This window comes from Nocardia sp. NPDC058480 (genome assembly GCF_042720495.1).
Lineage (GTDB): Bacteria > Actinomycetota > Actinomycetes > Mycobacteriales > Mycobacteriaceae > Nocardia.
Genome location: NZ_JBHXMN010000001.1, coordinates 724658 through 735545 on the forward strand (window position 1 = coordinate 724658; position 10888 = coordinate 735545).

The following is a 10888-nucleotide window of genomic DNA, read 5'->3' on the forward strand; positions in this document are numbered from 1 at the left end:
CCGGCATGAATGTCGGCGAGACTCGTGGGGCGCGTGGGGTAGCTGGGACTGAAATCCGGCGTAGGCCGAAGAATCGTCGGGCGCAGATCGCGGCGTCGTCGGCGGTGGCGTTCGGGGCGGCCGGGTATCACGGCGTGAGCATGGAGGACATCGCGTCCGGGCTGGGAATCAGCTCGGCCGCGCTGTATCGGCACTACCCCAGCAAGTACGCGTTATTCCGGGAGGAGTTACTTCGAGTCGGGCAGTCGTTCACCGCGTCGATCGTGGTGTCGGCCGAAGACGCGCTGCCCGCGGCACAACGGTTGCGGCACATGCTGACCGGGCTGATCGGCGCGACCGTGGAGAATCGCGCGACGGTGCGGCTGGTGCGCTGGGAGGGCCGCTACCTCGAACCGGCGGATCGGGTGGTGCTCGACGAGCAGCAGAGTTCGGTGCTGGTCGCACTCGACGAGCAGTTGGCCATCTTGCGCCCCGAATTGACCACGGCTGAGCTGCGAATGGTCTCCACAGCGATTCTCGGGGTGGTCACCAGCATCGCCGATCACCACGCCGCACTGCCCGTTCGCACGCTGAACAAGTTGCTCGGTTCGTCGTGTATGGCGCTGACCGACACCGAATTGCCTCCTGCCGCGACTGTTTCGGAGCAGGGCGCCCGTGCCGAGATCCCAGAATCGTTCAAACATGAACTACTGCTGCGCAAAGCGGTGGAGCTGTTCCACAAACGCGGCTATCCGAATGTGAGCGTGGAGGACATCGCCTCGGCTGCGGGGTTGTCGGCGGCGTCGGCGGTGTACCGGTTCTATCGCGGCAAGAGCGATATCCTCGCCGCCGCGTTCCGGCGGGCGGCGGATCGGGTGTCCGGGGCGATCGGACCCGCGGTCGCGAGCACGCCCGACAGTGCCGCGGCGCTGGGGGTGCTGGTCGAGCAGTTCGTCGCCGACACGTTCGACGAGCGGGCGCTGGCCGTCGTCTACTACGCCGAGTTCGGGCATGTGGCCGCCGAGGAACGCGCCGTGCTGCGCAATATCCAGCGGTTGAGCGTGCAGGAATGGGCGCGGCTGGTGCGCGATATGCGGCCGGAGCTCTCCGCGGCCGAGGCCCGGTTCCTGGTGCACGCGGCGTTCGCGATGGTCATCGACCTCGGCCAGCGGTTCGGCGACAACCCGATCGCGAGCCGGGCCAGGGTGGGATTCCTGATGCGCCGGGTGCTGCTCGGCTGATCACTTCACCCGTTGTGGATGAGGCGGGCCGCTCTCGGCGCGGCCTACGCTCGGCGGTCAGGCCATCGAACGGAGCGTGCATGGATCCTCGCGCGAGTGCGCTGACCAGGCGTTCATTGCTCGGTCTCGGGGCCGCGGTCGCGGTGGGGGCGGTGTTGCCCGGGTGCGGTGACGAACCGACGTTCGGGCCGATACACACCACCACCGGGCCCCCGGACGTGCTGGCCTTGGCGACTGACGCCTACATCTTCGGCTATCCGATGATCATGCTGGACATAATGCGCGCGGCCAGCGCGCCGACCAACACCCTCGACCACAGCGTCCTGCCCGATCCGACTGACCGTGGAGTGGCGCGGCTCAGCCACGACATGGTGTATTCGCAAGCCTGGCTCGACCTCGACGACGACCCGCTGGTGCTGCAGATTCCGGGGATGGAACCCGACCGGTTCTGGCTGTTCCAGCTGGTCGACGCGTGGGCCGATACCGTGCACGACCTCACCAGCAAAGATCCACGAACTACCGTGGACGCCGGTGGTCCGCCGTACACCTACGTCATCACCGGACCCAAGTGGACGGGTCAGCTGCCCGCGCAGATGACCCGCCTCCACATGCCGTCCGCCCTGAGCTCGATCGTCGCGCGAATCCAGATCAACGGCGCCGCGGACGCACCGAATGTCAACCGTTGGCAGCACGAACTGAAGCTCATCCCCTTGAGCGCCTGGAACCGCGGTGAGTACGACAGCACGATCAGCCGGGTCCACGCGATCGACCGTGGACCGGAACCGCCGGTGAAACGGATCGCCGCCATGGACGGCCGCACCTACTTGAATCGCCTGTGCCGACTGATGCTCAGCGGTCCGCCCGCCGCCGCCGACGCGCCGCTGATGGACCAACTGGCCGCGATCGGCATACAGCCCGGTGGGGTGGTCGACGACCAACCCACCGACGTTCTCGACGAAGCGGTCCGCCAGGCCCAGCGCCGCATCGCCGACTGGACCGACCCGACCGCCCGCCACCCCAACGGCTGGGAGATCCCCATCGACCTGGGCACCTTCGGCACCGACTACCTCCGCCGCGCGGCCACCACCAAGCGCTCCCCCGCCCTCGCCCCCATCCGCGACGTCATCTACGCGAACCGCGACGCCCCCACCACCGACGACGGAGGCAACCCCCTCCGCTACCGAATCCGCTTCGAACCAGGCCAATGGCCCCCCGTCAAAGCCTTCGCCTCGCTCACCGCCTACGACACCCAAGGCTTCCTGGTCCCCAACCCCGACGAGATCTACTCGGTGGGCCACTTCCCCGCGGTGGTCCCCGCCCCCGACGGCTCCGTGGAACTAGCCATCCAACAACAAGACCCACGCCCATCGACCCCCGCAGGCAACTGGCTCCCGATCCCTTCGACCGGAGATTTCTCCCTCACAATGCGCCTCTACGCGCCACGCGGGGACGCCCTCGACGGGAAATGGGAGCCGCCACCGATGACCAGACTCGACTGAGCGGTCCACGTCAGGCTGTTCGACATGCTGCAACGACACACCGCCACCATTTTCTCGCGTAGCAACTCGCGCGCAATCATCTGCCTATGTCACCGGACAAGCGTTCGCGAAGGAGCAACTCTTCCCCGAAATCACCTCAGCCAGTCCAAGTCCGGCCTTCTCCAGACGACGCCCACGACATCGTGTTCTTCCGGCGCCCTAACGGCGAGATGCCCGGCCGTACGTTCATCCGGTCTCTACCAACGGCGCTGCGGGCGAAGGTCACTAACGTGCTGATAGCAGTCGCCAAGGCCCCTCCGAAGCGGTTTGCGGGTGGTGGCTATTGGGAGGCCATGCACGGCGACATGGTCGGTTGGTTCGAAGTTCGGTGCGATCGCGGCGGGGTTCACTATCGGGTCTTTTGTCGTCTCGACTACGACGCGGAGGCATGTGGTCGCCCACTGCTCGTCGTCATTACGGGGCTGAGCAAACCACTGCGAACCGTGCTGTCCAAGCAGGACTACGCGCAGGTGCGAGAGCTCGGCGAGGAGTACCTTGCCACGAACCCGCGATCAGTCGGTTAGCCGGCAACTTTGTCGAACTGATCAACGCCGGCTTCCAACTCGGCCAGGTCGACGGCAGACCCATTGATCAGGGCTCCGGATATCGCTTCACGCCCTGGCCCCGCCAACGGCTCGAGCGTCAGCCGGTATCCGAGACTGGCCGCAAGCTCGGAAACAGTGTGCAGCGTCGGGTTTTTCGGGTTGGAGAACAGGCGGCGTACAGAAGCAGGCTCAGCCGATACGGCACGGGCGAGGGTTGCCTTGGTCAAGTCCGACTGCCGCCGGGCCTGGTCCAGAGCATTCACAATGGAGTCCACGGTCTTGATGCGCACCGCTTCGAGGATGAACTCACGGAGGAACTCGGGATCCCGCAGGTCCTCCGCAAGGTCTTCCCAGAAAACACTCTGCTCAGTCATCGACTCTCAGACCCTTCCAATATGGCGTACCATATATGTTACGCCGAAAGTCGGGGCGCGTCCAGATTCTGAGGCATTTCGGCCGGTCGTAGGGCAGCCCGACGTCAGCCTCAGCATGGCGACGGGGTCGGGCGTCGGCAAGCGCGACGACTGTCTGACCGTCGACTCGTCGTAGGTCTCCGTTAACCTCATCCCCACGATCACAGGGGACCTGCGGAGCAAGATCGACCGGCTCTGGGACGCGTTCTGGTCGGGCGGCATCTCGAATCCACTCGAGGTGATCGAGCAGATCACCTACCTGATGTTCCTCAAGCGTCTCGACGAACTACAGACCGGCAAAGAGAACAAGGCCAACCGCACCGGCAAGCCGATCGAGAACCCGATCTACGAGCCCGCCACCGAGACTCTGCGCTGGAAGGAATTCAGCGACCTCGGCCCCGACCAGATGCTGCGCACCGTCCGCGACGACGTGTTCCCCTGGTTGCGCCTGCTCGGTGGCGAGGAGTCCACCTACGGCGAGCACATGAAGGACGCCCGGTTCACCATCCCACCGCGAGCCTGCTCACCAAGGCTGTCGACATGCTCGGCGAACTCCCGCTCGGCGACGGCGACGTCAAGGGCGACCTGTACGAGTACATGCTGTCCAAGATCGCCTCCGCCGGCCAAAACGGCCAGTTCCGCACTCCCCGCCACATCATCGACCTGATGGTGGCGATGATGGCGCCCGGCCCCAACGACGAAATCTGCGACCCCGCCTGCGGCACAGCGGGTTTCCTCGTCGGCGCTGCCGAATACATCCAACGCACCCACCGCGAAGCCCTCCTCGGCTCCACCCAGCAAAACCACTTCCACAACAGCATGTTCCACGGATTCGACTTCGACTCCACCATGCTCCGCATCGCCAGCATGAACATGCTCATGCACCAGATCGAACACCCCGACATCCGCTACCGCGATTCCCTCGCCGAATCGGTGTCGGGTGAAGAGGGCAAATACTCGATGATCCTGGCCAACCCGCCGTTCGCGGGCAGCCTCGACTACGAGACCACCGCCAAAGACCTTCTCCAAGTAGTGAAGACGAAGAAGACCGAACTGCTGTTCCTCGCCCTGTTCCTCCGCCTGCTGAAAACCGGCGGCCGGGCCGCGGTGATCGTTCCCGACGGCGTGATGTTCGGATCCACCAAGGCTCACAAGGAACTTCGCAAGATCCTGGTCGAAGAGCATGGTCTCGACGCGGTCGTGAAGCTGCCGTCCGGCGTGTTCAAGCCTTACGCCGGGGTATCAACAGCCATCCTGTTCTTCACCAAGGACAACGAGACCGACCACGTGTGGTTCTACGACGTGACCGCCGACGGTTTCAGCCTTGATGACAAGCGCACGCCTCTGCTCGAACATGAAAAGCTGGGGGTCCGTGCAACTCTCGGTGTAGACGAGCTCACCAAGAACAACCTTCCCGACGTTCTCGCCCGCTGGTCACGACGCGACAGCAGCGAACGAGAACGGGCCCGCACCGAATTCAGCTTCTGCGTTTCCAAGACGGACATCGCCGCACAGGACTACGACCTCAGCCTCAATCGGTACAAGGAGATCGTTCACGAGGATGTCGAGCATCGGCCACCGCTCGAGATCATCGAAGAACTCGAGCTAATCGAAGCGAAAATCCAACAGGGTATGTCAGCATTGAAGGAGATGCTGGTATGAGCGTGACCAACGCCAGACTTGGTGATATAGCTTCGTTCGTACGGGGCATAACCTTCAAGCCCGATGACGTCGTGCCAGAATCACCAGAAACCGTCTGGTGCATGAGAACCAAGAATGTTCAATCGGATTTGGAGTTGTCCGACACATGGTCAATTGACGCGAACCATGTCAAACGTCCTGACCAGTACTTGCAAACTGGCGACATACTCGTATCGAGCGCGAACAGCTGGAATCTAATTGGCAAATGCTGCTGGGTGCCAGAACTCACACGAAAAGCGACACTCGGTGGATTCATTGTCGCTCTCCGCACGGAGGATACCGCCATCGACCGGCGATACCTATACCACTGGTTCAATTCACCGAGAGTTCAAGCGATTGTCCGCAGCTTCGGGCGCCAGACAACCAATATATCCAATCTCGATATCAAGCGATGCCTGGATCTCCGAGTCCCACTGCCGTCAAACATGGAGCAGCGGCGGATTGCAGACCTCTTGGACTGGGTGGACGCACTGCGCGAGAAGCGCCGAAAGTCCATCAGCCTCCTCGACGACCTAACCCAATCCATCTTCCTGGACATGTTCGGGGATGCCGAGTCTAATCCAAATAGCCTGCCGATCCTGCCATTCTGCGAACTACTAATCGAGTCACCTCGCAATGGCCTCTCCCCGTCAAAGAGCGGAAAGGTGAACGCCTCGGTATTGACCTTGTCAGCGGTGACTGGGACAAGGTTCAACCCACACGCTGCGAAAATTTCTACGTTCGCCACCATTCGCCCGCCCGTCAGGCCGTCTGCACTGACGACTTCCTGGTTTGCCGCGGAAACGGGAACGTCAACCTCGTGGGTCGAGGATATTTCCCCACCGAATCAATGAGCGACGCAACATTTCCAGATACCATAATTGCAGCAAAACCTGATCCACGGGTTCTTGACCGAAACTACCTCGAACATGTCTGGAAACAGCCTGCCATCCGCCAACAAATTGAGTCGATGGCCAGGACAACAAACGGCACCTACAAGATAAACCAAACGGCGCTGGAGTCGATCCGAATCCCGGTCCCGTCACCCAAGAAACAGGCGATGTTCGGTAGCACTGTAGGCAACCTGAAGACAGCAGCTACCAGCTGTTCATATCACCTCGCGAAGCTCGATGAGTTATTCGCTTCAATCCAGTCCCGAGCATTCCGCGGCGAACTCTGGCAAGACGACGTCGAGTCGTTGGAGCCATGCCTCTGAGCTTGCGGTTCACGGGGTGTACCTGCGGGAACCCGTGAACTCAGTCGAGCTTGTTGGCCTGCTGCTTGATGGCGATCTGCGTGGCTTCGTCGCAGTTCTTGTATGCGGCACCAGCTTTGCGGTACATGTCAGCCATCTGGGTGAGGATCTCGATGTGCTGTCGAGCCGCATCGATGTACGAACCGGTGCCCGGGCCGCCCTCAGCAAGGTCGGCGAACTTCTTCCCGAGCGCCTTGGCCGAGTCCAGGTTTCCGAACGAATCGATCGTGACCATTCGCTGTGTTCGGCGAGCAAGGTTATTGAGGTCGTCGATATAATCTTCGCACCATTTAGCGCAGCGTTCGGCCGAATCGAATTCAATGATGAGGCATCCCGCAGCAGCTTCGCCAGCAAGCGTCTGGAAACGCTGCGCGATTTCGTTTGTATCCGCCATCGAAATAGTCCTTTGAAAAGAGTGGTGCCGCTATTTCGGGAGGAAGTCCACAAAATGTGGCGCGGCAGCGTTTGCCCACTGGCAAGGGTCGGTCGTCGACTTGCTGCTCAAGAACCTCATGGCCGATACCGAAACCCGCCCCTTCGAGGTATCGAAGGTGATCTGACATTCGTTCGGTGGTGACTGTGAACCAACGTAGTGCTGTACCGCGCTTCGGCCACCGACCGTGACGTCACGGAAGTCACTGAATCGATCGTTCGCACGAAACTCATCGAGGGTGTGAGTGGTGGAGATAATCCCAATAAAGTAGTCGTCCGCATCCCAATCGCACCCATTCCAATCCTCGCGCCCCACCGAGAACGGGTTGTCGTCCCTCGACGCAGGATCAGCCCCCGCCGCGACCAGTGCACTCTCCGGCACCGTGCACGGATCGAACAACTGCTCCTTGGTCAACGGAGCCACACTAGCCTCCGCCTGCCCATCCACCCCCTTCGAGCACCCAGCGAGCGCCAACACAGCGCACCCCCCAACCACAATGGCGGCCAGTCGCATCATCTCTCTCCTCTTCCGCAAACATCACTCGATGTCTTAGACGCACGGCCACCGGGTTAGGTTCCATCGAGATGCCCTCCCGAGCTGACCTGTGCCTCCGTACTCTAATTGAGCAGTGAAAGACCGACCGTCCCTGTCCCGAAATCCTGACACCGCCAACAACGCCGTACGTACAAGTGGGCTCGAAAGCCACGCTACCCGTCACCGCAGGTATAACTGAAGCGGTAGGCCTCCAACGTACCGCTGCCTACTTCCAGAACCTGGCGGTCGGTTGCCCAGCTACGGATCTGAGCCCCGTCAAGTACCTTCCGGACCGATATATGACAATTTCCAGGAAGTTCGCCATAAGCTACCGGCTTGAGCGGACCGATTGACTTTCCTTCTTCAGCAGCATGATCCACTAATTTCGAAGGTACCCAAGTCAAGCCGTCTATATGTACAGACTCGCGGATATCGGCGACAGGAGGTCCGATAAAGAATGCAACCGTCGCAGGTCCTGCGCCTCCTGATTCATCCCCATCATGCAGTAGAGAATACCCATCAACGATGGTATTCGACATTAGTCGACCGGTTTCGGAGGGCCTAAGAAGTGCCCACCAGAATAACGATCCGAGTGCCGTGAGAACGATGACCGTGAATGCAATAGAACGTCGATTCAGCTGCACGAGTAGGTACCGCCAAGCAACTGCTGTGCTACCGGATAGCGTTCGTCTGTCATGCCGATGTACTTACGCCCAGCGTCCCCGACCTTGCCAGCTTGGACGTAATCGTCGAGATACGATTCAGCGTTGTATCCGAGTGCCATGAACTGACTGTGCGTCATCTGCCCCCTCAGTTCATCCGTCATACCCGAGGCATAGTTCGCATCAACACGTTTCAAACTATAGGCAGCGGCCTTGATCGCAAGCTCGTTGTCACCAGCGAGCTCGCCCCAGTTTCTATTTCCGAACTCCGCCGGGTACTCGCTCTTCAATTTCTCAAATGTTTCCTTCTTCATGTTAGTCAGGCCGATCGAATTGCTTCGCAGATCATTGGTCCCGGCTCGTGCCGCATCATACCGATCACTTGCCCACTTCTCAATAGGCGTATCGGACCGATAGCCGCCTTCATTCAGAACAATTGTCATGACGAGCTGTGGATCGATTCCCGCCTCGTTGCCGTACTTCACCGATGCGTCGACCCACTGTTGAACAAGAGGATCTAGCGCCTTTTGATTCTGATCCTTCCGTACACAACGCTTCGGCTCCTCTTTCCAGCTCGCAACCTTAATAGCCGAGTCATCACTGAGTGCAGCAATCGATTCAAGCCGCGACTTTATCGACATACCTTCCATGCCATCAAATTTTGCAGCAGCGAGCAAAGACATGAGCGAGTGGCTAGTGATAATACCAACGAATGCAGTCGATGCGGCCTCTTGCTGTTGAGCATCTGGAGCCGTCGTAGGCATTACCGAAACTCCGCAGTTCCCAGACTTAGCAGTGGCACCTCCGGCATCAGCAAATACCGTCGGCGCCGTCTCGACTATTAATGTCCGAAGACTAATCAATTCATCATGGTGACCCCGGGTCGCGTTTCCCATGCCCGCGCTTGCCGCTATTACAGCCGAAGCACCGGCCTTCATCACGTTGATGAGATCCACAATGTATGCCACATCACCGGCATCGATATCGGAAAAATTGTCTGCAATCGTTTGCAACTTCGTAGGGCCATCAGCAACGGCGCCGTACTCGGAGAATTTCACCCACCCCGAGGCTGCCTTGTTCAAGGTCGAAGTATCGCCGTAGGGTGGCGTGGCTCCAGATGCGACTAGCAATTCTCGTATTTTATCTCCCGCAGTACTGGGCCACACAGAGAGGCCGGATGAACTCGCTGCGGTGCTCGATGGCCTTGGCGCCTCGGCTATACCATTGGGTCCGAACGGCGATCCAGCAGTCAATTTCGGCTTCTCCGGCTGAGTGCCCTTCTTCGGTCCTGGATTGGCGTTATAGTTCGCCACTTCCCAGTTATAACCGGCCATATTTACCATGTCGCCCAATTGCTGCACAGCACCGACGTACGCGACAGCTGTTGCCGCCAGCTCATCCGCATGCGTTGCATACTTCGCATTCCACCCGGAAACTGCCGGATAACCTCCACCCATTCCGAACGTGCCCGAGATTCCCGGTACCAGCACTTGATTTACCGCGAAACTCATATCGGTGACGATACCGAACAGCGCCGATGCCGCTCCATAGTATTTTTCAGGATCAACGCGAACCATGGCTCAAGCCCCTCGGAACATGTCAATATTCACCGTAGCTGCATCTTCGTACTGTTGTCGAGCATATTTGACCCGGTCGGCCAAGCCTGAGATGCTCGTCGAAAATTCGCGCGCCGACTTACCAAGGTCACGCTGCGCGTCCGCATAGGCGCCGGCGGCTACTCCGACCCAGCTGCCGGCGGATACTTTGGCCAGACCAGCATCCAAAGCATTCACCTGATCGCTTAAGAATCCAGAGAGCGCGCTCAGTCTCGTGACAATCTGATCCAACTCATCGAGGTCGACGGAAAACTCTTCGCTCACGGAAGGTCCAGCGAAGATATAGTTGCCGCGCGTTGCACATCTTGAGTTTCAAGGCTGTCTATTGATATTCCTAATTTTGCAGCTAGCTGGGCTATCGATGTTGCTATGGACTGCCCTTGATCGCTCAGCCCTTCCCATACTTCGAAAAAGCCCTGGGCCGCCGTGCCACTCCATCCACCGCTTGTCAACGTTTCGACATCACCAGTAGCCGTCTGCAATGCGGCACGAACAGCCGCCGCGACACTGACAGCATTTTCAGCAAAAACACGCACTTCGTCGGCCACGAGCACGAATTCGCCCGACGAATTGGCGCTATCCCCCTGCGAGCTCATGTCTTGCACTATAGCCTACGTCCGCAGCCTTGTTGCGACGTAAAGGATGGACCACGATCGGCCTGACAGGCCCCAGAATGATGGGACAAGGTGCGGATTTGTGTCGATCTGTAGCAGTGAGTCGCGACACGCGAACGTGATTGCGGCAAGGTGTTCGCCGGTTGGGTACGTCATGCAGAAGTGACTGGCCAGAGCGAGAACTCGCTAGTTGCTAGCGCCTCGAGTCGCAAGATCAGCGATACTTTGGAGCAATTCGAAGCCAACGCCCTGGCGACGGGCTACCCGTGTCGTGTCCTGGGCTGGCCGCTCCTGTCGGTCGTTACCGGAGAGCCCGACCGAGGGACAGACAACCCTGTCAACCCAGCCTCCTGCGAGCACCTTCGTCGTACGTGCACT

At 60.0% G+C, this 10888-nt stretch carries 12 protein-coding genes and 1 pseudogene; 7 read left to right on the forward strand and 6 right to left on the reverse strand.

Annotated elements, in window-relative coordinates:
* Nucleotides 1-5: 5 nt before the first annotated feature.
* The 3 genes from ACFWO8_RS03285 (at nt 6) to ACFWO8_RS03295 (ending at nt 3282) form a co-directional block, all read left to right on the forward strand.
* Entirely contained in the window at nt 6-1220 is a 1215-nt protein-coding gene (locus ACFWO8_RS03285) for a TetR/AcrR family transcriptional regulator (RefSeq protein ID WP_378940977.1), read from the forward strand.
* A gap of 80 nt (nt 1221-1300) precedes the next feature.
* Nucleotides 1301-2719 (forward strand): DUF1254 domain-containing protein, encoded by a 1419-nt coding sequence (locus tag ACFWO8_RS03290; protein ID WP_378940979.1) that lies wholly within the window; start codon nt 1301-1303, stop codon nt 2717-2719.
* A gap of 269 nt (nt 2720-2988) precedes the next feature.
* Nucleotides 2989-3282 (forward strand): hypothetical protein, encoded by a 294-nt coding sequence (locus ACFWO8_RS03295; RefSeq protein ID WP_378940981.1) that lies wholly within the window; start codon nt 2989-2991, stop codon nt 3280-3282.
* On the opposite strand, the gene ACFWO8_RS03300 is transcribed toward ACFWO8_RS03295, so the two are convergent.
* Complete coding sequence (locus ACFWO8_RS03300) at nt 3279-3677, reverse strand: XRE family transcriptional regulator (protein WP_378940983.1); 399 nt, start codon at nt 3675-3677, stop codon at nt 3279-3281. The two genes, ACFWO8_RS03295 and ACFWO8_RS03300, sit on opposite strands and share 4 nt — an antisense overlap.
* A 259-nt stretch (nt 3678-3936) precedes the next feature.
* Between ACFWO8_RS03300 and ACFWO8_RS03305 the strand changes: the two are divergent.
* From ACFWO8_RS03305 to ACFWO8_RS03320, 4 genes and pseudogenes are all read left to right on the forward strand, one after another.
* Nucleotides 3937-4149: pseudogene (locus ACFWO8_RS03305) on the forward strand (type I restriction-modification system subunit M N-terminal domain-containing protein); the annotation flags it as partial.
* A 107-nt stretch (nt 4150-4256) separates the two neighbouring features.
* Nucleotides 4257-5378, forward strand: a complete 1122-nt coding sequence (locus ACFWO8_RS03310) for a class I SAM-dependent DNA methyltransferase (protein ID WP_378940985.1) — start codon at nt 4257-4259, stop codon at nt 5376-5378.
* Nucleotides 5375-6250 carry a restriction endonuclease subunit S gene (locus ACFWO8_RS03315; RefSeq protein WP_378940987.1) on the forward strand — a complete coding sequence of 292 codons (876 nt, stop codon included), beginning with the start codon at nt 5375-5377 and terminating at the stop codon, nt 6248-6250. The genes ACFWO8_RS03310 and ACFWO8_RS03315 overlap by 4 nt, the downstream gene beginning before the upstream one ends.
* Nucleotides 6247-6612 (forward strand): hypothetical protein, encoded by a 366-nt coding sequence (locus ACFWO8_RS03320; protein ID WP_378940989.1) that lies wholly within the window; start codon nt 6247-6249, stop codon nt 6610-6612. The genes ACFWO8_RS03315 and ACFWO8_RS03320 overlap by 4 nt, the downstream gene beginning before the upstream one ends.
* A gap of 40 nt (nt 6613-6652) precedes the next feature.
* Here the strand turns inward: ACFWO8_RS03320 and ACFWO8_RS03325 are convergent, their stop codons facing one another.
* From ACFWO8_RS03325 to ACFWO8_RS03345, 5 genes are all read right to left on the reverse strand, one after another.
* On the reverse strand, nt 6653-7045 hold the full coding sequence (locus tag ACFWO8_RS03325) for a hypothetical protein (RefSeq protein ID WP_378940991.1): 393 nt from the start codon (nt 7043-7045) through the stop codon (nt 6653-6655).
* A 30-nt stretch (nt 7046-7075) separates the two neighbouring features.
* Entirely contained in the window at nt 7076-7600 is a 525-nt protein-coding gene (locus tag ACFWO8_RS03330) for a DUF3558 domain-containing protein (RefSeq protein ID WP_378940993.1), read from the reverse strand.
* Nucleotides 7601-8252: 652 nt separating this feature from the next.
* Nucleotides 8253-9857, reverse strand: coding sequence for a hypothetical protein (locus ACFWO8_RS03335; protein WP_378940995.1), 1605 nt, complete (start codon nt 9855-9857; stop codon nt 8253-8255).
* Nucleotides 9858-9860: 3 nt separating this feature from the next.
* Nucleotides 9861-10160, reverse strand: coding sequence for a WXG100 family type VII secretion target (locus tag ACFWO8_RS03340; protein ID WP_378940997.1), 300 nt, complete (start codon nt 10158-10160; stop codon nt 9861-9863).
* Nucleotides 10157-10492: a WXG100 family type VII secretion target gene (locus ACFWO8_RS03345; RefSeq protein WP_378940999.1), complete on the reverse strand. Its 336-nt coding sequence runs from the start codon at nt 10490-10492 to the stop codon at nt 10157-10159. Before ACFWO8_RS03345 ends, ACFWO8_RS03340 begins: the two co-directional genes overlap by 4 nt.
* Nucleotides 10493-10888 lie beyond the last annotated feature (396 nt).